We start from the raw sequence: 19,270 nt of genomic DNA on the forward strand, positions 1-19,270 counted from the left end.
CCGCGCCCGGAGGATTTTCGCCAGTTTGCCCCACCCGACCCGGCGGGGCGCCATCGTCAAACGCGGTCGCGGGCGGGAATCCCGATTGGGAGTCCCGCCCGTTCCCGTAGATATGTCGCCCGGCGGACAACCAAAGGCCCGCCACCGGGATTCCGCGCGCCCCGCCCCACCGAAGGGGCAAGGCAGGGGCGCGCAGGTCGCTCAGCTGATCTCGACCACGGCGCCGTTCTCTTCCAGCACCTTCTTGATCTTCGCAGCTTCGTCCTTGCTCGCCGCGTCCTTCACGACCTTCGGAGCGCCCTCGACCAGGTCCTTGGCTTCCTTCAGCCCGAGCCCGGTGATCGTGCGGATCTCCTTGATCACGTTGATCTTCTTGTCGCCGGCGGCCTTCAGGGTGACGGTGAACTCCGTCTTCTCCTCAACCGGGGCGGCGGCAGCGGCAGCAGCCGGCGCGGCAGCCGCAGCGACCGGAGCCGCGGCGGAGACGCCCCACTTCTCTTCCAGCATCTTGGACAGCTCAGCAGCTTCCAGAACCGTCAGGCTGGAGAGCTCGTCAACAAGCTTTGCGAGGTCGGCCATGTGTGTATCCTTCGATATATTGGCTTGGCTTGGTATTTGCAAGACCCAAGCGGGAACCGTTCCCACCGGGTCGAATCGTCAGGCTTGGGAAGGGGCTCAGGCCGCCTCCGCCTCCGCCTCGTCCTTCTTGGCATACGCGGCAAAGACCCGCGCGAGCTGCGAACCAGGGGCCTGCAGAATGCCCGCGATCCGCGTCGCCGGCGTCTGGATCAGGCCCAGAAGCTGTGCGCGCAGGGTCTCGAGCGACGGCAGGGCTGCCAGCGCCTTGACGCCATCGGCGTCCAGCGTCTGGGTCCCAAGCGCCCCGCCAAGGATCACGAACTTGTCGTTCGCCTTGGCGAAATCCACGGCAGTCTTCGCCACGGCCACCGGGTCCCGCGACCACGCAAGCGCGGTCGGACCCTTCAGCAGCGGCGAGATGCCCTGGAAGCTGGTACCATCGAGGGCGAGCGCGGCCAGCCGGTTCTTCGCGACCTTGTAGGTCGCACCGGCTTCCCGCATGCGCCGCCGCAGCGTCGTCGCATCCGCCACCGTCAAGCCCTTGTTCTGGCTGACGAGGACGAAGGACGTCTCCGCGAACACCGCTTGCAGGGCCTGCACGAAGGCCTGCTTTTCCGTACGGTCCACGTCCGTCTCCGTAAATGGCCTTGCCTTTTGGAAGGGCTGCGGCCGGTTCAAGCGCAGGGTGGAAACCACCCCGAAAGGCCTGCTGGAACGGGACCTACCAAGCCAGGCCAGGTCGGGCGCCTTGGCACCCGAACCGGCAGAACTTCTCGGCACCCCATCTCTCACCTGCGCGGCTGGCGCCGCTTCAAGGCCCCGCCCCAGGAAGGGGTGAGGCCACAGGAGGTCTCCGACAGGTTCGGACAGGGACCGAGGCCCCCGCCCTGCCCGGCACCCCGAAAGGTGCCGAATAACGCCCGCCCCATCCGGGACGGGAAAGGGATCAGCTACCGCTGGACAGCGAAGCCAGGTCGACCTTCAGCCCAGGACCCATGGAGGAGGACAATGCCACCTTCTTCACATAGGTGCCCTTGGCGCCGGTCGGGCGGGCCTTCTGGATCGCGTCGATGAAGGCGCGCGCATTGGCCAGCAGGCTGTCGGCCTCGAAGCTCGCCTTGCCGATGCCGGCATGCACGATCCCGGCCTTTTCGGCGCGGAACTCCACCTGGCCGGCCTTGGCGGCCAGCACGGCGCCCTTGACGTCCATGGTCACGGTGCCGAGGCGCGGGTTCGGCATCAGGCCGCGCGGGCCGAGCACCTTACCCAGGCGACCCACCAGGGCCATCATGTCCGGCGTCGCGATGCAGCGGTCGAACTCGATCTTGCCTTCCTGCACGGCGGCGGCCAGGTCGTCCGCGCCCACCACATCGGCGCCGGCGGCCAGAGCCTCCTCGGCCTTCGCGCCACGGGCGAAGACGCCGACGCGCACGGTCTTGCCGGTGCCGTTCGGCAGGCCGACCACGCCGCGGACCATCTGGTCGGCATGGCGCGGATCGATGCCGAGGTTCATCGAGATTTCGATGGTCTCGTCGAACTTGGCCTTCGCATTGGCCTTGGCCAGCTTGATGGCCTCATCCAGCGCGTAGTTCTTGTCCTGGTCGAGACCGGTGACGATCGCCTTGAGGCGCTTGCCCTGCTTGGCCATGGTTCAGCCCTCCACCACGGTCATGCCCATCGAACGGGCGGATCCGGCCAGCATGCGCACCGCGCTCTCGATGTCGGTGCAGTTCATGTCCTTCATCTTCACGGCCGCGATCTCCCGCAGCTGCGTCTTGGTGACGCGGCCGACGGTCGCACCCTTGCCGGGGGTCAGGCTGCCCTTCTCGATCTTGGCGGCCTTCATCAGGAAGTAGGTGTTCGGCGGGGTCTTGGTGATGAAGGAGAAGGTGCGGTCCGAGAAGGCGGTGATGACGACAGGGGTCGGGGTGCCCGGCTCCATCTGCTGCGTCGCCGCGTTGAATTCCTTCACGAACTGCATGATGTTCAGGCCGCGCTGACCCAGCGCCGGGCCGATCGGCGGGGACGGATTCGCCTTGCCCGCCGGCACCTGCAGCTTGATGTAGCCAACAATCTTTTTCGCCATCGGGCGATCCATCCTCGTCTGAGGACCGCGGTGCCTGCGACGCCCACCTGGGCATCTCCCGCGTTCCATGCCACGCCAAACGGCCCGGGGAAGCCCCGGGCCGGTCAGCGGAGGCGGGCGTATAGACCCCCATCGCCAGTGAGTCCAGACGGAAACGCAAACGGGCCGGATGTCTCCATCCGGCCCGCCGTATTCCCATCATTCAACGCAAACGTCAGACCTTCTCGACCTGCCCGTATTCCAGTTCCACCGGCGTCGAGCGCCCGAAGATGCTGACGGAAACCTTCACGCGGCCGCGTTCCTCGTCCACTTCCTCGATCGTGCCCATGAAGCTGGTGAAGGGGCCGTCGGCCACGCGGACCTGTTCGCCCACCTCGAAGATGATGGCGGGGCGCTTCGGCTTGTCGGCGCCGTCCTGCACCTGCTTCAGCATGCGCTGGGCTTCGGATTCGCGGATCGGGGTCGGGCGGTTCTTCTCGCCGAGGAAGCCGGTGACCTTCGGTGTGTTCTTCACCAGGTGCCAGGCGTCGTCGGTCATTTCCATCTTCACCAGCACATAGCCGGGGAAGAACTTGCGTTCCTGGTTGGTCTTCTGGCCGCGGCGGACTTCCACCACCTCCTCGGCCGGCACCAGGATTTCCTCGAAGGCGTCGGCAAGGCCCTTCTGGGCTGCCTGCTCACGCAGCTGCTGGGAGATCTTCTTCTCGAAGCCCGAATAGACGTGGACCACGTACCACTTCTTGTCCGCCATGACCCGCCTCAGGCCCCCACACCGAACAGCCAGCGCATCGCGAAGGCGATGATCTGGTCGACAACCAGGAAGAACACCGCCGCCACGGCCGAAAGGGCCAGCACGAGTCCGGTGGTGATCAGCGTCTCCTTGCGCGATGGCCAGGTGACGCGACCCACTTCCTGCCGCACCTCGCGGACATACTGCGTGGGATCGAACTTGGCCAAGACAGGCCCCTTTTCGGATGGACGACGAACGAAGGCATTTCCGGGCTGCGCGTCGCAGGCCCCTCCCTGGAGGGAGGGGCCTTCGGCCACGAATCTCGCGCGGCCGCTTGGCAGGGGCGGAGGGTCTCGAACCCACAACCTCCGGTTTTGGAGACCGGCGCTCTAGCCAATTGAGCTACGCCCCTACGGCTCCGCGCGAGCGGGGTCCTCTATCCCAGCCTGCGGGGCCTGTCGAGATGCACCGCGGCGGGAGTTTCATCTTCCTTGCGCTTTCAGCGCCGCCCCCAGCGGCTGTCGCGGTCCACCACCACAAGCGTGCCGCCCATCTTGTCGTGCCAGGCCTGCTTCCGGCCGTCCCAGAGCATCCAGAGATAGCCGAGGCAGAGCGGCAGGGCGGAGACCAGGTAGCCGATATAGCGCAGCACCAGACGGCCGAAGCGGGGCGGCAGGCCGGTTTCGGCGTCGATGATGCGCAGCCCCAGCACCAGCTTGCCCGGCGTCGCCTGCCGGTCCACCCAGAAGATCAGGACGATGAGGGCGCCGATGATATTGGCCATCGCCTCCCCGGCCGCCGAAAGCTCCCCGCCATTCAGCAGGGCGCCGATGGTGCCGAGCAGGATGGACAGCGGCAGCAGCCAGACCAGATCGATCAACTGTGCCCCCAGCCGCCGCCCGAAGCTCGCCAGTTCCAGCCCGTGGTCCGACATCCCGCATCCTCCTGAAACGCAAACGGGGTGGGTCGCACCGGCGACCCACCCCGTACCGCCCACCTAGTGGGTACATGGCACGCTGAGGCGGCACGACCTGCGGCCGGCATGCTTGCCGGCCGAGCGGCCGAATGGCCGCCGCCGCTTATGCGGCGAAGCCAAGGGCCGCGGATGCGGCCCGCCCGGCGACTGAGGGTCGGAAATGCGCCCGCATTTCCGAGCGTCGTATTATTTCACGATCTTGGCGACGACGCCGGCGCCGACGGTGCGGCCGCCTTCGCGGATCGCGAAGCGCAGGCCCTCATCCATCGCGATCGGCGCGATCAGCTCGACGTCCATCGCCACGTTGTCGCCCGGCATCACCATCTCCACGCCTTCCGGCAGCTTCACGATCCCGGTCACATCCGTGGTCCGGAAGTAGAACTGCGGCCGGTAGTTCGTGAAGAACGGCGTGTGACGACCGCCCTCTTCCTTCGTCAGGATATAGGCCTCGGCCTTGAACCCGGTATGCGGCGTGATCGAGCCCGGCGCCGCCAGAACCTGGCCACGCTCCACATCCTCGCGCTTGATGCCGCGCAGCAGCGCGCCGATGTTGTCGCCCGCCTGCCCGCTATCCAGCAGCTTCCGGAACATCTCGACGCCGGTCACCACCGACTTCACCGTGTCCTTCAGCCCGACGATCTCGATTTCCTCGCCGACCTTGACGATCCCGCGCTCCACGCGCCCGGTCACCACCGTGCCGCGGCCCGAGATGCTGAACACGTCTTCCACCGGCATCAGGAACGGACGATCCAGCGCACGCGCCGGCTGCGGGATGTAGGCGTCCACCGCCTCCATCAGCTTCAGCACCGCCTGCTCGCCGATCTCCGGCTGCTTGTCTTCCAGCGCCATCAGCGCCGAGCCGTGGATGATCGGAATGTCGTCGCCCGGGAACTGGTAGCTGCTCAGCAGCTCGCGCACTTCCATCTCGACCAGCTCCAGCAGGTCGGGGTCCGCCATGTCCGTCTTGTTCAGGAACACCACCAGCGCCGGAACGCCCACCTGGCGCGCCAGCAGGATGTGCTCGCGGGTCTGCGGCATCGGGCCATCGGCCGCCGACACCACCAGAATCGCGCCGTCCATCTGCGCCGCGCCCGTGATCATGTTCTTCACGTAGTCGGCGTGACCGGGGCAGTCGACGTGGGCGTAGTGACGGTTCGCCGTCTCATACTCCACATGCGCCGTCGAGATCGTGATGCCGCGCGCCCGCTCTTCCGGCGCCTTGTCGATCTGGTCATACGCCGTGAACGTCGCGCCGCCCGTCTTCGCCAGGATCTTCGTGATCGCCGCCGTCAACGATGTCTTGCCGTGGTCCACATGCCCGATCGTGCCGATGTTGCAGTGCGGCTTGTTCCGCTCAAATTTCGCCTTGGCCATGACTTTTCCCGCTATCCGCCCCAGGGCACTCGCCCGGGCCTCGTGAATATGCCGCGCCTGAGACCATGTGCCGCCGCCCCGCGCGCGCGTGGAGCGGGTGACGGGAATCGAACCCGCATAGCCAGCTTGGAAGGCTGGAGCTCTACCATTGAGCTACACCCGCGCCGCGAGGCAGAAACAGCGGCACGATGCCGCCCGGCGGGAAAAAACCTGTCGGCCGGCTGGCCCGGGGGGGGGAGATATGGAGGGGGTTGGATTCGAACCAACGTAGGCGTAGCCAGCGGATTTACAGTCCGCCCCCTTTAGCCACTCGGGCACCCCTCCGCAGCCCTGTCCAGGCCTGCCGCCCCAGGCTTGTCGCCGAGAGCGGGCCGGACTTGCCCGCTCGCGCGGCGCCTGTCAACGGCGCTGGCGCGGGGATCGGCGCTTATCCCCGCCAAATCATCCGCGCGCCTTGGACAGCGGGGCTCGCGCGGCGCAGAATGGGGTGATGTCACGTCCCCCGCCTCGTCGTCCCGCCCCAGGCTCCGGCCGCCCGCCCTCGGGCAAATCGTCCCACGGGGCCCCTCGCGGCGCCGGAAAGCCCCCACGCCCGCCTCGCGACGGCGCCGAGCGGCCAGCCCGCCCGCGCGAGTCGGGTGGCGGCGAACCCGCCCCGCGTGAAGCGGGCTTCCGCGCCCCGCGCGAGAGTGGCCCCCGCGCCCCGCGGGAAGCTGGCCCCCGCGCTCCGCGGGAAGCTGCCCCCCGCGCTCCGCGCGAGAGTGGTCCAAGCGCCCCGCGCGAGAGTGGCCCGCGTGCTCCGCGTGACGCCGGTCCGCGCACGCCGCGGGAGGCGCCGGCGCGCGCGCCGCGTGACGCGGCCGAGGATCGCCCCTTCCGCCCGCTCGGTGAGCGCCCCTCGCGCTCGGTCGGCGGCGCTGCCGCTCGCGGCACCGCGGGCAAGCGCCCCGCCGGCAAGCCGACAAGCCGCGTCGGCGGCAAGACCGATCGCGGCTTCACCCGCGGCCCGGATCGCGGCCCCGCACGCGGCCCCCGCGCCGCGGCGCCCCATACCCCCGCCACCAATGCGCCCGAGGCCGCGGCCGAGGCCCCCAGCCGCGGCCGCGACCGGCGTGGCAGCGGCGAGGCCAAGCCGCCGCGCCAGGCGCCCGCAGCCCTGCCGGTCAAGGCGCCCCGCCCCTCCCAGGCCGCGATGGCGCGGGATGCGGCGCCGGGTGGCACGCTCTGGCTGCACGGCATCCATGCCGTCGCCGCCGCGCTGGCCAATCCGCGCCGCGGCGTGAAGCGCCTGCTGCTGACGGTGGAGGCCGAGGCCGCCCTGTCCGAGCGCCTGCCCCGCCCCTGGCGCATCCAGGCCGAGCGGGTGGAGCGCAACCGCTTCCAGACCTTCCTGCTGGAGGATGCGATCCACCAGGGCGCCGCCTTGCTCTGCGAGCCCTTGCAGCCGCTGCCGCTGGAAGACGCGGTGGCAACCCGCTCCGGCCCCGTGCTGGTGCTCGACCAGGTGACGGACCCGCGCAATGTCGGCGCCATCCTGCGCTCCGCCGCCGCCTTCGGCGCCGCCTGCGTGGTGATGCAGGACCGCCACGCGCCACCCGAGACCGGCGCCCTGGCCCGCGCGGCCTCCGGCGCGCTGGAGCTGGTGCCCATATCCCGGGAGGTGAACCTCTCCCGCGCCATCGTCGCCCTGCAGAAGGCCGGATTCTGGGTGCTGGGCCTGGCCGGCGAGGGCAAGCGGACGCTGGGCGAGGCGGTGCCGCGCGACCGGCGCTGCGTGCTGGTGCTCGGCGCCGAGGATGCCGGGCTGCGCCGTCTGCAGCGCGAGACCTGCGACGAGCTGGTGCGCCTGCCGATGATGCCGGAGGTGGAAAGCCTGAACGTCGCCGCCGCCGCCGCCGTGGCGCTCTACGAGATCGCCCGCGGCGCCCTGCCGGCCGATGACGAGGCGCCCGATCCGCAGGACGAGATGGATGAGGTCCCAGGGGACGTCTCCGAGGACCTCGCCGAGGAGGACGACCCGGAATGACCAGCCCTGCCGCCACCGCCATCCTGGCCGCGCGCCGTGCGCGGCAGAACCTGGTCCCGCTCGGCGCCCATGCGCCGGCCGATCCCGCCGGCGGCTATGCCGTGCAGCGGGAGGTGGCGCAGGCCATGGGGGCCATCCCGCCCGCCGGCTTCAAGATCGGCGCCACCACCAAGCAGATGCAGGCCTATCTGGGCCTGATCGGCCCCGCCGCTGGATTCGTGCCCGCCGAGGGACTGCATGGCACCCCGGCCCGCGTCCGATTCGCCGATTTCGTGGCGCCGGGCGTGGAATGCGAGGTCGGGCTGCGGCTTGGTGCCGACCTGCCCGCCGGCCCCTGCACGCGCGCGGAGGCCGAATCGGCGGTGGCCGAGGTCTTCGCCGCCATCGAGATCGTCGAGAAGCGCTATGACGACCTCGCCGCGCTCGGCACCCCGACCCTGATCGCCGACCAGGTGTTCCATGCGGGCGGGGTGCTCGGTACGCCTGCGGCGGGCTGGCGCGACCTTGACCTGGGTGCCACCCGTGGGCGCATGACGGTGGCGGGTGCCCTGCGCGGGGAAGGCGTGGGGGCGGATCTGCTCGGCCATCCGATGGAAGCGCTGGCCTGGCTCGCCGCCTCCCCGGCCGCCGCGGCCTTTGGTGGGTTGCGGGCTGGGCAGGTCGTGTTCCTGGGTTCTGTGACTCCGCCGGCCTGGATCGAGGGCCCCTGCGAGGCTGTGGTGGAGTTTGATACACTCGGCCAGGTTGTGCTCACCTTTACATGATCGCGGGATGGGGCGATCCGGGCGCCGCGTTCACCCTCCGGCAATATTGGCCTGCCATATTGGGGCCAGCCGCAGCCTCTCGTGCGGCAGTTCGCCAGGACGGCGCGCCCTAAGTCTGGGACCGTCATGCGCATTGCCGAATGGAACACGCTGCCCGAGGACATGCAGCTGGTATTGTCACGCGAAGCGCTCCGCCGCGCCGCGGAGACGCTGGCCGAACATGCCGAATTGCTGGCGGAGGAGATGGAACAGGGCACCTTGTCCGATCGCGGCGGGCCGGATGCGCTGCGCCTGTTCGCCGCCGTGGTGCGCGCCACCAACGACGACGCCTTCGGCCAGGTCGGCCACGCCTGAACCGCGCGCCGCCTCGCCGCTTGAGCAAGGCCGCGCGCCGGGCTAGACCGGCCTGGATGCCGGGTTAGCACAGCGGTAGTGCAGCGGTTTTGTAAACCGAAGGTCGGGGGTTCGATCCCCTCACCCGGCACCATTTATACCAACGGCCACTCCGCGTGACCGCTCCGGGACGCCCTCAATCGCCGGGCTGAAACCTCCGGTTTCCTTGGCTTCGTCGCGCGAAGGCGCGCCTTCGGTGCGACGCGTTCAACGGCCGGACGTGTGGGCGTGTCTGCGGGAAATGATCGGCGCGGGCAGAGTCAGCCCAGCTCGATGCCAAAAGCCTGGCGCAGCCCGGCCTCCCCGGCGCGGGTCACCAGCACGGTGCGGGAGGCCGGCACCCGCTTCACCCAGCCCAGCTCGAAACAGCGTGTGCAGAGCGCGGCGCCGAGGCCGCCGGCCAGATGATGGCGCCGCTCGCTCCAATCCAGGCAGGGCTTGCAGAAGGCGCGGCGTGACCCACCGGCATCCGGCGCGATGCCGAGGCCGGTCAGGAATTCCACACCCGCCGGCGTCACCACGCCGCCATCGGTGGCCAGCTCCACCTGGCCCCGCGCTGCCATGGCGTCGGCGATCGCCACACCCAGCCGGCCGGCCAGGTGGTCGTAGCAGGTGCGGGCATTGCGCATCGCGGCATCGGCGGGGCCGATGCGGCGCGGCCGGGCGGGAGGTGGTCCACCGCCGGCCACCATCATGATCGCCTCCAGCATCCGCGCCACGGCCGGCGTCGCCAGGCGGTGGTAGCGGTGCCGGCCCTGGCGTTCCATCGCCAGCAGTCCCGCCGCGGACAGCCGGGCCAGGTGCCCGCTGGCGGTCTGGGCGGTGATGCCGGCGACGCTGGCCAATTCCCCCGCCGTCAAGGCGCGGCCATCCATCAGCGCGTTCAGCATGCAGGCGCGGGCCGGGTCCCCCACCAGCGCGGCGGTTTCGGCCATGGCGGCATTGCTGGACATGGGCAGCCTCCCTTTGGCGTGAACCCGCATGATCGGGGCATGGCGCCCGGCATGCTTCGGCATGGACCGAAGCATGGCTCCGCCGGGTCACATCCGCCAGCAGGGTTTTGACGCCTCCCGCGCCACCGCGCCCTCCGTCAGGCCCAGGTCACGCCGCAGATGCGGGCAGAGGGCGCGCAGATCCTGGCGGCTGCGATGCCGCGCCGCGCATCGGGCGATCCAGTCCAAGGCCAGCCGCCAAAGACGGCGGTCCGCATGGATCCTGGCCAGAGGTCGCGCGAGGACATGCATGAAGGCGGCTCCCGAATGGACGTCGCCATGCTGGAGCGACGACAGGACCGGGTGCTTCGGGCCTGGCCGAACCGGGAGAACTTCGGCCCAGACCGCAACATGCACGGCGCCCGCGCCGGCAGAATGGGCCGAGTTGAAGAAGAGTCGCCCGATGTCGCCATCCCCGAACGACCCATCCTCCCCCTTTCGCGGCTGGCACGTGGCCTGGGCGGCCTTCGTGGTCGCGGTGCTGGGCTGGGGTGTGGGCTTCTACGGCCCACCCATCTTCCTGCTGGCGGTGCAGCAGGCGCGCGGCTGGCCGGTGACGCTGATCGGCGGCGCCATCACCTGCCATTTCCTGATCGGTGCCGCCGTGGTCGCCTGGCTGCCCGCGCTGCACGGCCGGCTTGGCGTCGCCGGCGGCACCCGGCTGGGTGGGGTGCTGGCTGGGCTCGGCGTGCTGGGCTGGGCGCTGGCCGCCGAACCCTGGCAGCTTTTCGCCGCCACCCTTCTCAGCGGCGCCGGCTGGGCGCTGACCGGCGGGGCGGCGATCAATGCCATGGTTGCTCCCTGGTTCAGCCGTCGCCGGCCGGCGGCGCTGAGCCTCGCCTATAACGGCGCCTCGGTGGGCGGGGCGCTGTTCTCCCCGCTCTGGGTGGCGCTGATCGCCGGGCTTGGATTCACGCAGGCGGCGCTGCTGCTGGGCGGCGTCATGGCCGGGATGCTCTGGTGGCTGTCCGGCCGGTATTTTGCGGCCGGTCCCGAAGCCTGGGGGCAGCGGCCGGATGGCCTGGTGGTGCCGGTGGCCGGCCCTATGCCGAAACCCGCGCCAACCCTTCCGGGCGCCAGGCTGTGGCGCGACCGGGGCTTCGTCACGCTGGCGCTGGCGGCGGCGCTGTCGCTCTTCGCGCAGATCGGGCTGATCGTGCACCTCTTCTCCCTGATCGCGGTGCCACTCGGCGCCCAGGCGGCAGGCTTCGCGGCGGGGCTGGCGACGGGCTGCGCGATCCTGGGCCGCAGCCTGATCGGCTGGCTGATGCCGGAGGCAGCCGACCGCCGCCGCATCGCCGCCGCCAATTATGGCGTGCAGGCCGTGGGGTCGCTGCTGCTGCTGGCCTCCGGCGGCACGCAGGTCCCGCTGCTACTGGCCGGGCTGGTGCTGTTCGGGCTCGGGCTGGGCAACGTCACCTCCCTGCCGCCGATGATCGTGCAGCGCGACTTCACGGCGGGCGATGCCGCCCGCGCCGTGGCACTGGTGACCGCTTGCGGCCAGGCCGCCTATGCCTTCGCCCCTGCCGGCTTCAGCCTGCTGCGCGACGGCAGCGGATCGCCGGCGCTGTTTCTGGCCGCCGCCGCCTTGCAACTGGCGGCCGCGGTGGTGGTGCTGGCCGGGCGGCGGGGTGGCGGCTGAGGATCAGACCTCCGCCGCCACGTGCCGCGTCAGCGCCGCCGTCCACTGCGCCGAATCACCGTCATGGGGGCTGGCATCGGGTTCCAGGATCGCCAGCGGCAGGCCGGTGTGATGGGCGTCGGCGCTGACCCGGCTGGCATAGGCGACGAAGAGGAAGCTGTTGCCCGCCGGGCCGAAGACCGACTCCACCGCCGCCACAACCTCCTGCATCCGCTGGCCGGTCAGCCGAAAGTCCATCGGCTGCGGCGCCTGGTCCGGCACCCCGGCCAGGTTGTTCTGGGTGTTGGACAGGATGAACAGCCGCCGCGGCAGCGCCCGCAGCGCCAGCATACGGTCCCAGCGCCGTTGCAGCCGCGCGGCCAGCACCGCGAAGTCCTCGGCATCCGCCATCCTGTCGTGCCACAGCCAGATGCCATGACGCAGCCAGAAGGGCTTCTGGGTCACCCGCATCTCGCCCGCCCCCGGCGGCACCCGCACCGGCCCCCGCAGCCAGCGCGCCACGGCACCCGGCGGGGCCAGCACCCAGTCGAAAGGCAGGGTGCGGAGCTGCATCGTCGGGTCCAGCCGGCGGCACAGCAGCTCCGCATTCAGGCTGATATGCCGCGCCGTCTGGCAGGAGGCGCCAAGGCTGACCACCGCCGCCCTTTCGCCGATCAAAGACATGCGGCCGGACCTCTTGGCTATGCCTTCCCTTTTGGTCCGTTTGCGCGGAGAAGGAAAGCGGGGGCGAACCCCGGGGGGAGCAAGCCAGATGACACCGCGCGGCCGCCATTTCTTCGCCAATCCGGGTCCGACCAATATCCCGGACAGCATCATGCAGGCGGTCAGCCACCACACGGTGGACTTCAACGGCCCCGACTTCCTCGAAGTCTATGATGCCTGCCTGGAAGGGCTGAAGCGGGTGCTGCGCACGGGCCAGCACCTGTTCATGTACACCGGCACCGGCCACGCCGCCTGGGAAGCCACGCTGGTCAACCTGCTGTCGCCCGGCGACCGCATCCTGGTGATCGAGACCGGCCATTTCTCCGAGCATTGGGGCAAGATGGCCGCCGACCTCGGCATCGAGGTGCAGACACTGGCCGCCGACTGGCGCCTGGGCCTGGATTATGAGGCGCTGCGCGCGGCACTCGCCGCCGACAAGGACCACGCCATCAAGGCGGTCTGCGCCGTGCACAACGAGACCTCCACCGGCATGACGCTGGACCTGCCGCGCATCCGGGCGATCCTGGACGAGACGGGGCATCCGGCGCTGCTGCTGGCGGACATCATCTCCTCGCTCGGCTCCCTCGATTTTCAGTTTGACGCTTGGGGCATCGACGCCGCGGTGGGCGGCAGCCAGAAGGGGCTGATGCTGCCGGTCGGGTTTTCGTTCAGCGCCGTGTCGGAGAAGGCGATGGCGGCGCACAAGGCCTCCACCTTCCCGAAGCACTACTTCAACTGGACCACCATGCTAACCCGCCGCCACCGCAGCTTCATCGGCACCGTGCCGATCGCGCTGATCTACGGGCTGCGGGAGGCGCTGCGCCTGATCGAGCAGGAGGAAGGGCTGGACAATGTGGTGGCCCGCCATGCGCGGCTGGCGGAGGCCACGCGGCGCTGCGTGCGGCACTGGTCCGGCAATAACGGCCCGCAACTGTTCTGCCTGTCGCCGGAGCGCGTCTCCGATTCCGTCACCTCCATCCTGATGCCGGAGGGGCATGATGCGGAGGCACTCCGCCGCCGCGTCGGCAGCATGAATGTGGCGCTGGGCACCGGGCTCAGCCGGCTGAACGGCAAGGTGTTCCGCATCGGCCATCTGGGCGACCTGAACGAGCCGATGCTGCTGGGCACGCTGGCCTCGACGGAAATCGGATTGCGGCTGCAGGGCGTGCCGCACAGCCCCGGCGGGGTGGAGGCGGCGATCGCCTATCTGGCGGAGACGGCGCCCTGATCCGCCGCGCCACCCGGGCGGAGGCCCCTGCCCTCGCCGCGCTGGTCGAGCGCGCCTATGCGCCCTGGCTGCCGGTGACGGTCAGCCGGCCGCTGCCGATGGATGACGACTACGCGGCGCGCTGCGAGGCCGGCGAGGCCTTTTGTCTGTGGCAGGACGAAAAACTGGCCGCGCTGATCGTGCTGGTGGATGGGCCCGGCCATCTCTGGATCGACAACGTCGCGGTGGAGCCGGCCTTGAAGGGCCAGGGCCTCGGCCGGACCCTCATGGCCTTTGCCGAGGCGGAGGCGCAGCGGCGCGGCCTGCCCGAACTGCGCCTGCTGACCAATGCGCTGATGGCGGCGAACATCGCTCTCTACACGCGGCTCGGCTTCATGGAGACGGAGCGGCGGACGGAGAAGGGACGCGCGCGAGTCTATATGGCGAAGCGGCTTCAGCCCTCCGGCTGAACCGCCACGCCGAGGCTTTCCAGATCGCGCCAGTAATCCGGATAGGTTTTCGCGACGCAGCCCGGGTCCAGGATGGTCACGCCCGGCACCATCAGCCCGACCAGCGCCATGCTCATGGCGATGCGGTGGTCGCCATAGGTCTCGATCCGCGCAGGCCGGAAGTTGTCCCGGGATTGCGGCGTCACCAGCAGGTCGTCGCCCAGCTCCACCGCCAGGCCCGGGGCCAGGCGCGACAATTCGGTGGCCATCGCCGCCACCCGGTCGCATTCCTTCACCCGCAGATTGGCGATGCCGGTGAAGCGCACGGGCGTCGCGTTGAAGGCCGCCAGCGCCGCCAGGGTCGGCACCGCATCCTGCATCTGCGACCCCTCGATCTCCGCCGGCAGATGCGGAAACATCCGGATCAGCGCCTGGGCCTGCGCATCCGGCTGGGTGAAGTCCTGGGTGCCGAGGTCGATGGAGCCGCCGGTCAGCACCTCGGCCGCCCAGAGATAGGTCGCGGCGGAGGCATCCGGCTCGACATGCAGGTCGGCCGCGCGATAGCCGCCGGGCTGCACCACCCAGGACGCGGCACTCTCCTGCGCCACCACCGCGCCGAAATGGCGCATGGCCGCGACGGTCAGGTCGATATAGCCGCGCGCCCCGATCGCATCGCCGGCCAGCGAGACCCGCACCGGCCGCGCACCGCAGGCCGCCAGCATCAGCAGGGCAGAGACATACTGGCTGGACAGGCCGGCATCCACCGTCACCGCCTCACCCGCAAAACCGCCGCGGCCCTGCACGGTCACCGGCGGGCAGCCCGTGGGGGCGGAGGTCTCAACGCCGAGCGTGGCCAGCGCGGCCAGCAGCGGGCCGATGGGGCGCTTCTGCATATGGGCGTCGCCGGTCAGCACCACCGGCCCATCGGCCAGCGCGGCGGCGGCGGTCAGGAAGCGCGTCGCGGTGCCGGCATTGCCGAGGAACAGCGGCGCTTCCGGCGCGCGCAGCCGGCCGCTGCCCGTCACCACGAAGCCGGTCGCATCCGGCTCCTCCACCGTCACGCCCATGGCGCGCAGGGCCTCCGCCATATGCCGGGTGTCGTCGCTTTTCAGCGCCCCGGTGATGCGGCTGGTGCCGCGCGCCAGCGCCGCCAGCAGCAGCGCCCGGTTGGTGATGGATTTCGACCCCGGCGGCGCCACGCGCCCGCGCAGCGGATGGCCGGGCGGCACAATGGTCAGCGCCGCCATGGTCAGGCCTCGGACTCGGCGAAGATGCGGGAGACGTCCCCGCCCCAGGCGGTTTCCCAGCGCTGAAGCCAGCGTTCGGCCTGGGTGATGCCGGATTCGGCGATCTCGGCCAGCGGCGCCAGGTAGACCTCCTCGCCCAGCCCCCGCGCCTTCAGCCCTTCCCGCGCTATCGCCACCGCGTCGCGGGCGATGGCCTGCAGGGTGCGGCCGCGGATGGTGGCGGACAGCGCCTGGGCCGGCACGGCCTGGCGCAGCAGCTTCATCTCCTCCACCGTCCAGCCGCGGATCAGCCCGGCGGCGGCCTTCTGGGCGGCGTCGTCATACAGAAGGCCGGTCCAGAAGGCGGGCTTCGCCATCAGCATCGCTGGGCTGCCGGCATCGGCGCCGCGCATTTCCAGGAAGCGCTTGAGGCGGACATCGGTGAAGACGGTGGTGACGTGGTCGGCCCAGTCGCCCATCGTCGGCTCGTGCCCGGCCAGCTTCTCCGCACGCCCCTCCAGGAAGGCGCGGAAGGGCACGCCGGCGGCGTCGATGTATTTCCCGTCCCGCATGATGAAATACATCGGCACGTCGAGGACGAATTCGGCAAAGCGCTCGAAGCCGAAACCCTCCTCGAAGGCCACGGCCGGGATGCCGGTGCGGTCCGGGTCGGTATCCGTCCAGACCCGCCCGCGCAGCGTCAGAAGTCCGGAGGGCTTGCCCTCCAGGAACGGCGAATTGGCGAACATCGCGGTGGCCAGCGGCTGCAGCGCGAGGCTGATGCGCAGCTTCTCCACCATGTCGGCCTCGTCGCCGAAGTCGAGGTTCACCTGCACCGTGCAGGTGCGCAGCATCATGTCGAGCCCCATGCCGCCGACCAGCGGCATGTAGCGCCGCATGATCGCGTAGCGGCCCTTGGGCATCCAGGGCATATCTTCCCGCGTTGCCAGCGGATGGAAGCCGAGCGGCGCGAAGCCGAGGCCGAGCGGCCCGGCGATCTCATGCACCTCCCGCAGATGCTCTGCGAGTTCCACGCGGCCGGCATGCAGGTCCTCGACCGGCGCGCCGGACAGTTCGAACTGCCCGCCCGGCTCCAGGCTGACGGAGCCGCCATCCCGCTTCAGCCCGATGACGTTGCCGGCGTCGAGAATCGGTTCCCAGCCCTTGCCCTGCAGCCCCTCCAGCATCGCCTTGATGCCGCCGGGCTCGTAGGGCGGCGGGGCGAAGCCATCTCGGAAAAATCCGAACTTCTCGTGCTCGGTGCCGATCCGCCAGGCAGACTTCGCCTTGCTGCCGGCCGCGAACCACTCGGCCAGTTGGCGCGTGGCAGTGATCGGCGTCAGATCGGCCTCGCCGGGATTCGACATGCGCTGCGTTCTCTTCCTGGCGTGCGGCCGAGGCGGGTGCCCCGGTCGTTCAGGCCCAATCGCCCAGCAACGCCTGAAGCGCCGCGAGCCCGGCCACAGCCGCGGTCTCGGCCCGGAGGATCCGGGGCCCGAGTGCGGCCGGCACTACAAAGGGCCGCCGGCGCAGGTCGTCAAGCTCCGCCGCCGTGAACCCCCCCTCCGGCCCGACCAGCAGGGCGATGGGCGAGCCGGGCGGCACTGGCAGGGCGCGGGGCGGTTCGGCCCGGCTGCGCTCCATCGCCACCACCAGCTTCGCGCCGTTCCAGCCATCCAGCACCCGGTGCAGCGGCTGGGCCTCCGCCACCTCCGGCACGGTCAGCCGCTCGCATTGCTCGGCGGCGGCGCGGGCGATGCCGGTCAGGCGCGTGGCATTGGCGCGGTCGGCGACGCTGCGCTGGGTCAGCACCGGCTGGATCAGCGTGGCGCCGAGTTCCGTCGCCTTTTCCACCACCCAGTCCATCGGCTCGCGCTTCAGGGCGGCGATCACCAGCCGGCATTCGGGCTCCGCCGCCGGGGGGCGGGTCTGGGTGGTGACGGCGAATCGGGCACGATCCTTGCGGATCGAGTCGATGGTCGCCGCCCACTCCCCGTCCCGCACATTGAACAGGCGCACGGGGTCGCCCGGGCCGCGCCGCAGCACCGTGCCGATATGATGCGCCTGGCCGGGCGCGGCCTCCACCAGGGCACCCTCGGCCAAGGGCTGATCGACGAAGAGACGGGGGATGGACATGCGGGGCCTCCACGGACAGGTATAGGACGATGAGCGGTTGGACCGATATCCGTGCTTCCGGCTGGGTGGCGCGCCTGCCCCCCGGCTGGCGCCCCTATGCGCTGCTCGGCCGATTCGATCGGCCGATCGGCGCCTGGCTGCTGCTGCTGCCCGGCTTCTGGGCCTTCGCGATGGTGGCGCCGGGATGGGCGGAGGGGCTGCGCCTGGCGCTGATCTTCACCATCGGCGCCTTCGCCATGCGGGCGGCGGGCTGCGTGGTGAACGACCTGTGGGACCGCGACCTGGACCGCCAGGTGGAACGCACCCGCGGAAGGCCGCTGGCCGCCGGCACCGTGACGCCCTTGCGGGCGATGGTCTTCCTGGCGGCGCTTTGCCTGGTGGGGCTGCTGGTGCTGGTGCAGCTGCCTCCGGCGGCGATTTATGTCGGCCTCGGCTCGCTGCTGCTGATCGCGCTGTATCCGCTGGCCAAGCGGGTGACGGATTGGCCGCAGGCGGTGCTGGGCCTCGTCTTCTCCTGGGCCGCGCCCACGGGCTATGCGGCGGCGACCGGCGGGCTCGGCTGGCCGGCGCTGCTGCTCTGGGCCGCCGGCTTCTTCTGGATTCTGGGCTATGACACGATCTATGCGCACCAGGACCGCGTGGACGATGCCAAGGTCGGGGTCCGCAGCACGGCGCTGCGGCTGGGCGCCGGCACCGGGCGGTTCCTGACCCTCTGCTACGCGGCGATGATGCTTCTGCTGGTGGCCGCCGGCTGGGTTGCCGGGCTGCACTGGCTGTTCCTGCCGGCGCTGCTGCCGGCGGCGGCGCTGCTGGCCCGGCAGGTGGTGACGCTGGATATCGACGACCCGGCGCGCTGCCTGATGCTGTTCCGCTCGAACCGGGAGGTCGGCTTCGCCATCGCCCTGGCCTTCCTGGCCGGACGGCTGTGAGGGACCCGGAAAACTTCATCCGCGCCCATACCGTCATCGCCCGCCCGGCTCTGGTGCCGGAGATCGCGCTGCACCTCGCCACCGAGATCACCCCGATCTGGCAGGCCACCGAATCCTGGCTCGCCCAGGAAGGCATCGAGCCGCCCTTCTGGGCCTTCGCCTGGCCCGGCGGCCTGGCTCTGGCCCGCACGGTGCTGGACCAGCCGGGGCTGGTCGCCGGCAAGCGCGTGCTGGATTTCGCCGCCGGCTGCGGCATCGGCGCCATCGCAGCCGCCCTGGCCGGGGCCGCGATGGTGGAGGCGGCGGAGATCGACCCGCTGGCGCTGGCCGCCACCCGGCTGAACGCCGCGCTGAACGGCGTGGCGGTGGCGACGCCGGATGGCGACGTGGTGGGCAGCGCCTGCCGCTGGGACCTGATCCTGGCCGGCGACGTCTGCTACGAGGCCCCCATGACCGGCCATATCCTGCCCTGGCTGCGCGCCATGGCCGGCGCGGGGGCGGAGGTCTGGATCGCCGATCCCGGCCGCGCCTATCTGCCCAAGGACGGCATGGCCCTGATCTCCACCCACCGCGTGGCGACGACGCGGGAGCTGGAGGACCGGGAGCTGCGGGAGGTCACCATCCACCGCCTGCTGCCCTGATGCGCGCGGTGGCCGAGACCGCCCGGCGCTTCCTGGAAGGCATCTGGCCCGACTGGCACCGCCAGCGCGGAATGCCGGTGCCGGCCATCGCCTCCACCGGCACCTGCGGCCGCTCCGCCGTCTTCCTGGCCCGCGCGTTGCGGGAGGCCGGACATCCGGCGGAGGCCTGCCAGGGCTGGTTCCTGGCGCAGCGTCACGGCTGGGTCGCGGCGCGCGGCCTGATCCTCGACATCACCGCCGACCAGTTCGGCGCCCCGCCGGTGCTGATCTGCCCCGATCCGGACCCGCGCTACCGGCCGGGGCCTGACACGGCCGACCCGGCCTTCCAGGCGGCCCGGGCACAGGATGTCGCGGCGATCTGGGACCGCTGGCGCGCCTTCACCGCCACGACCTTGCCTTGAAGCCCGTGGACAGTTGA

General features: G+C 70.7%; 23 protein-coding genes and 4 tRNA genes. 10 read left to right on the forward strand and 17 right to left on the reverse strand.

Features of this window, described 5'->3' with window-relative positions; translation table 11 throughout:
* Positions 1–201: 201 nt before the first annotated feature.
* From rplL to JJQ90_RS02125, 11 genes are all read right to left on the reverse strand, one after another.
* On the reverse strand, positions 202–579 hold the full coding sequence (gene rplL, locus JJQ90_RS02075; protein ID WP_216872798.1) for a 50S ribosomal protein L7/L12: 378 nt from the start codon (positions 577–579) through the stop codon (positions 202–204).
* 96 nt (positions 580–675) lie between these two features.
* The gene (gene rplJ / locus JJQ90_RS02080) at positions 676–1,206 is read right to left on the reverse strand and encodes a 50S ribosomal protein L10 (protein WP_216873730.1); all 531 of its coding nucleotides are present in this window, start codon (positions 1,204–1,206) and stop codon (positions 676–678) included.
* Positions 1,207–1,525: 319 nt separating this feature from the next.
* The gene (rplA, locus tag JJQ90_RS02085; protein ID WP_216872799.1) at positions 1,526–2,227 is read right to left on the reverse strand and encodes a 50S ribosomal protein L1; all 702 of its coding nucleotides are present in this window, start codon (positions 2,225–2,227) and stop codon (positions 1,526–1,528) included.
* Between the two features lie 3 nt (positions 2,228–2,230).
* On the reverse strand, positions 2,231–2,665 hold the full coding sequence (rplK, locus tag JJQ90_RS02090) for a 50S ribosomal protein L11 (protein ID WP_168034988.1): 435 nt from the start codon (positions 2,663–2,665) through the stop codon (positions 2,231–2,233).
* A gap of 214 nt (positions 2,666–2,879) precedes the next feature.
* Entirely contained in the window at positions 2,880–3,416 is a 537-nt protein-coding gene (nusG, locus tag JJQ90_RS02095) for a transcription termination/antitermination protein NusG (RefSeq protein ID WP_168050574.1), read from the reverse strand.
* An 8-nt stretch (positions 3,417–3,424) separates the two neighbouring features.
* Positions 3,425–3,622, reverse strand: coding sequence for a preprotein translocase subunit SecE (gene secE / locus JJQ90_RS02100; protein WP_216837894.1), 198 nt, complete (start codon positions 3,620–3,622; stop codon positions 3,425–3,427).
* A gap of 108 nt (positions 3,623–3,730) precedes the next feature.
* A tRNA-Trp gene (locus JJQ90_RS02105) sits at positions 3,731–3,807 on the reverse strand.
* 87 nt (positions 3,808–3,894) lie between these two features.
* A complete protein-coding gene (locus tag JJQ90_RS02110) occupies positions 3,895–4,329 on the reverse strand; it encodes an RDD family protein (RefSeq protein WP_216872800.1) in 435 nt (144 codons plus the stop codon).
* Positions 4,330–4,557: 228 nt separating this feature from the next.
* Positions 4,558–5,745 (reverse strand): elongation factor Tu, encoded by a 1,188-nt coding sequence (tuf, locus tag JJQ90_RS02115; protein WP_216872794.1) that lies wholly within the window; start codon positions 5,743–5,745, stop codon positions 4,558–4,560.
* 89 nt (positions 5,746–5,834) lie between these two features.
* Positions 5,835–5,908, reverse strand: a tRNA-Gly gene (locus tag JJQ90_RS02120).
* 79 nt (positions 5,909–5,987) lie between these two features.
* Positions 5,988–6,069, reverse strand: a tRNA-Tyr gene (locus JJQ90_RS02125).
* An 868-nt stretch (positions 6,070–6,937) separates the two neighbouring features.
* Between JJQ90_RS02125 and rlmB the strand changes: the two genes are divergently transcribed.
* The 4 genes from rlmB (at position 6,938) to JJQ90_RS02145 (ending at position 9,022) form a co-directional block, all read left to right on the forward strand.
* Positions 6,938–7,771, forward strand: coding sequence for a 23S rRNA (guanosine(2251)-2'-O)-methyltransferase RlmB (rlmB, locus tag JJQ90_RS02130; protein WP_216872801.1), 834 nt, complete (start codon positions 6,938–6,940; stop codon positions 7,769–7,771).
* Positions 7,768–8,535 carry a 2-keto-4-pentenoate hydratase gene (locus JJQ90_RS02135; protein ID WP_216872802.1) on the forward strand — a complete coding sequence of 256 codons (768 nt, stop codon included), beginning with the start codon at positions 7,768–7,770 and terminating at the stop codon, positions 8,533–8,535. The genes rlmB and JJQ90_RS02135 overlap by 4 nt, the downstream gene beginning before the upstream one ends.
* 126 nt (positions 8,536–8,661) lie before the next feature.
* Positions 8,662–8,889: a hypothetical protein gene (locus JJQ90_RS02140; RefSeq protein WP_216872803.1), complete on the forward strand. Its 228-nt coding sequence runs from the start codon at positions 8,662–8,664 to the stop codon at positions 8,887–8,889.
* A gap of 58 nt (positions 8,890–8,947) precedes the next feature.
* Positions 8,948–9,022, forward strand: a tRNA-Thr gene (locus JJQ90_RS02145).
* A gap of 166 nt (positions 9,023–9,188) precedes the next feature.
* On the opposite strand, the gene JJQ90_RS02150 is transcribed toward JJQ90_RS02145, so the two are convergent.
* Positions 9,189–9,881 (reverse strand): ArsR/SmtB family transcription factor, encoded by a 693-nt coding sequence (locus JJQ90_RS02150; RefSeq protein WP_216872804.1) that lies wholly within the window; start codon positions 9,879–9,881, stop codon positions 9,189–9,191.
* Positions 9,882–9,968: 87 nt separating this feature from the next.
* A complete protein-coding gene (locus tag JJQ90_RS02155) occupies positions 9,969–10,172 on the reverse strand; it encodes a DUF1127 domain-containing protein (RefSeq protein WP_216872805.1) in 204 nt (67 codons plus the stop codon).
* 151 nt (positions 10,173–10,323) lie between these two features.
* On the opposite strand from JJQ90_RS02155, the gene JJQ90_RS02160 reads away from it, so the two are divergent.
* Positions 10,324–11,562: an MFS transporter gene (locus tag JJQ90_RS02160; protein ID WP_216872806.1), complete on the forward strand. Its 1,239-nt coding sequence runs from the start codon at positions 10,324–10,326 to the stop codon at positions 11,560–11,562.
* A gap of 3 nt (positions 11,563–11,565) precedes the next feature.
* Here JJQ90_RS02160 and JJQ90_RS02165 read toward each other — a convergent pair whose 3' ends face one another.
* On the reverse strand, positions 11,566–12,225 hold the full coding sequence (locus tag JJQ90_RS02165) for a DUF1796 family putative cysteine peptidase (protein ID WP_216872807.1): 660 nt from the start codon (positions 12,223–12,225) through the stop codon (positions 11,566–11,568).
* An 88-nt stretch (positions 12,226–12,313) separates the two neighbouring features.
* Between JJQ90_RS02165 and JJQ90_RS02170 the strand changes: the two genes are divergently transcribed.
* Both JJQ90_RS02170 and JJQ90_RS02175 read left to right on the forward strand, forming a co-directional pair.
* Positions 12,314–13,492: a pyridoxal-phosphate-dependent aminotransferase family protein gene (locus tag JJQ90_RS02170; protein ID WP_216872808.1), complete on the forward strand. Its 1,179-nt coding sequence runs from the start codon at positions 12,314–12,316 to the stop codon at positions 13,490–13,492.
* Between the two features lie 98 nt (positions 13,493–13,590).
* The gene (locus JJQ90_RS02175) at positions 13,591–13,941 is read left to right on the forward strand and encodes a GNAT family N-acetyltransferase (protein ID WP_230410304.1); all 351 of its coding nucleotides are present in this window, start codon (positions 13,591–13,593) and stop codon (positions 13,939–13,941) included.
* Here the strand turns inward: JJQ90_RS02175 and JJQ90_RS02180 are convergent.
* Genes JJQ90_RS02180 through JJQ90_RS02190 form a run of 3 tightly spaced genes read right to left on the reverse strand, consistent with a single transcriptional unit; the run spans position 13,926 to position 17,282 of the window.
* Complete coding sequence (locus JJQ90_RS02180) at positions 13,926–15,167, reverse strand: 3-phosphoshikimate 1-carboxyvinyltransferase (protein WP_216872809.1); 1,242 nt, start codon at positions 15,165–15,167, stop codon at positions 13,926–13,928. The two genes, JJQ90_RS02175 and JJQ90_RS02180, sit on opposite strands and share 16 nt — an antisense overlap.
* Positions 15,168–15,169: 2 nt before the next feature.
* Positions 15,170–16,513 (reverse strand): glutamate--cysteine ligase, encoded by a 1,344-nt coding sequence (locus JJQ90_RS02185; protein ID WP_216872810.1) that lies wholly within the window; start codon positions 16,511–16,513, stop codon positions 15,170–15,172.
* 49 nt (positions 16,514–16,562) lie between these two features.
* Positions 16,563–17,282, reverse strand: a complete 720-nt coding sequence (locus JJQ90_RS02190) for a 16S rRNA (uracil(1498)-N(3))-methyltransferase (RefSeq protein WP_216872811.1) — start codon at positions 17,280–17,282, stop codon at positions 16,563–16,565.
* A 29-nt stretch (positions 17,283–17,311) separates the two neighbouring features.
* Between JJQ90_RS02190 and ubiA the strand changes: the two genes are divergently transcribed.
* Genes ubiA through JJQ90_RS02205 form a run of 3 tightly spaced genes read left to right on the forward strand, consistent with a single transcriptional unit; the run spans position 17,312 to position 19,253 of the window.
* The gene (ubiA, locus tag JJQ90_RS02195; RefSeq protein ID WP_216872812.1) at positions 17,312–18,211 is read left to right on the forward strand and encodes a 4-hydroxybenzoate octaprenyltransferase; all 900 of its coding nucleotides are present in this window, start codon (positions 17,312–17,314) and stop codon (positions 18,209–18,211) included.
* Entirely contained in the window at positions 18,208–18,852 is a 645-nt protein-coding gene (locus tag JJQ90_RS02200; protein ID WP_216872813.1) for a class I SAM-dependent methyltransferase, read from the forward strand. The genes ubiA and JJQ90_RS02200 overlap by 4 nt, the downstream gene beginning before the upstream one ends.
* An 8-nt stretch (positions 18,853–18,860) precedes the next feature.
* On the forward strand, positions 18,861–19,253 hold the full coding sequence (locus tag JJQ90_RS02205) for a hypothetical protein (protein WP_216872814.1): 393 nt from the start codon (positions 18,861–18,863) through the stop codon (positions 19,251–19,253).
* Positions 19,254–19,270 lie beyond the last annotated feature (17 nt).

Source organism: Falsiroseomonas oleicola (assembly GCF_019029495.1).
Taxonomy (GTDB): Bacteria; Pseudomonadota; Alphaproteobacteria; order Acetobacterales; family Acetobacteraceae; genus Falsiroseomonas; species Falsiroseomonas oleicola.

What these genes read in the sequence shown, in the direction of transcription:
- rplL (WP_216872798.1), bottom strand. Translation starts at nt 579, where the DNA reads ATGGCCGACCTCGCAAAGCTTGTTGACGAGCTCTCCAGCCTGACGGTT.
- rplA (WP_216872799.1), bottom strand. Translation starts at nt 2,227, where the DNA reads ATGGCCAAGCAGGGCAAGCGCCTCAAGGCGATCGTCACCGGTCTCGAC.
- rplK (WP_168034988.1), bottom strand. Translation starts at nt 2,665, where the DNA reads ATGGCGAAAAAGATTGTTGGCTACATCAAGCTGCAGGTGCCGGCGGGC.
- nusG (WP_168050574.1), bottom strand. Translation starts at nt 3,416, where the DNA reads ATGGCGGACAAGAAGTGGTACGTGGTCCACGTCTATTCGGGCTTCGAG.
- JJQ90_RS02110 (WP_216872800.1), bottom strand. Translation starts at nt 4,329, where the DNA reads ATGTCGGACCACGGGCTGGAACTGGCGAGCTTCGGGCGGCGGCTGGGG.
- tuf (WP_216872794.1), bottom strand. Translation starts at nt 5,745, where the DNA reads ATGGCCAAGGCGAAATTTGAGCGGAACAAGCCGCACTGCAACATCGGC.
- rlmB (WP_216872801.1), top strand. Translation starts at nt 6,938, where the DNA reads ATGGCGCGGGATGCGGCGCCGGGTGGCACGCTCTGGCTGCACGGCATC.
- JJQ90_RS02135 (WP_216872802.1), top strand. Translation starts at nt 7,768, where the DNA reads ATGACCAGCCCTGCCGCCACCGCCATCCTGGCCGCGCGCCGTGCGCGG.
- JJQ90_RS02140 (WP_216872803.1), top strand. Translation starts at nt 8,662, where the DNA reads ATGCGCATTGCCGAATGGAACACGCTGCCCGAGGACATGCAGCTGGTA.
- JJQ90_RS02150 (WP_216872804.1), bottom strand. Translation starts at nt 9,881, where the DNA reads ATGTCCAGCAATGCCGCCATGGCCGAAACCGCCGCGCTGGTGGGGGAC.
- JJQ90_RS02155 (WP_216872805.1), bottom strand. Translation starts at nt 10,172, where the DNA reads ATGCATGTCCTCGCGCGACCTCTGGCCAGGATCCATGCGGACCGCCGT.
- JJQ90_RS02160 (WP_216872806.1), top strand. Translation starts at nt 10,324, where the DNA reads ATGTCGCCATCCCCGAACGACCCATCCTCCCCCTTTCGCGGCTGGCAC.
- JJQ90_RS02165 (WP_216872807.1), bottom strand. Translation starts at nt 12,225, where the DNA reads ATGTCTTTGATCGGCGAAAGGGCGGCGGTGGTCAGCCTTGGCGCCTCC.
- JJQ90_RS02170 (WP_216872808.1), top strand. Translation starts at nt 12,314, where the DNA reads ATGACACCGCGCGGCCGCCATTTCTTCGCCAATCCGGGTCCGACCAAT.
- JJQ90_RS02175 (WP_230410304.1), top strand. Translation starts at nt 13,591, where the DNA reads ATGGATGACGACTACGCGGCGCGCTGCGAGGCCGGCGAGGCCTTTTGT.
- JJQ90_RS02180 (WP_216872809.1), bottom strand. Translation starts at nt 15,167, where the DNA reads ATGGCGGCGCTGACCATTGTGCCGCCCGGCCATCCGCTGCGCGGGCGC.
- JJQ90_RS02185 (WP_216872810.1), bottom strand. Translation starts at nt 16,513, where the DNA reads ATGTCGAATCCCGGCGAGGCCGATCTGACGCCGATCACTGCCACGCGC.
- JJQ90_RS02190 (WP_216872811.1), bottom strand. Translation starts at nt 17,282, where the DNA reads ATGTCCATCCCCCGTCTCTTCGTCGATCAGCCCTTGGCCGAGGGTGCC.
- ubiA (WP_216872812.1), top strand. Translation starts at nt 17,312, where the DNA reads ATGAGCGGTTGGACCGATATCCGTGCTTCCGGCTGGGTGGCGCGCCTG.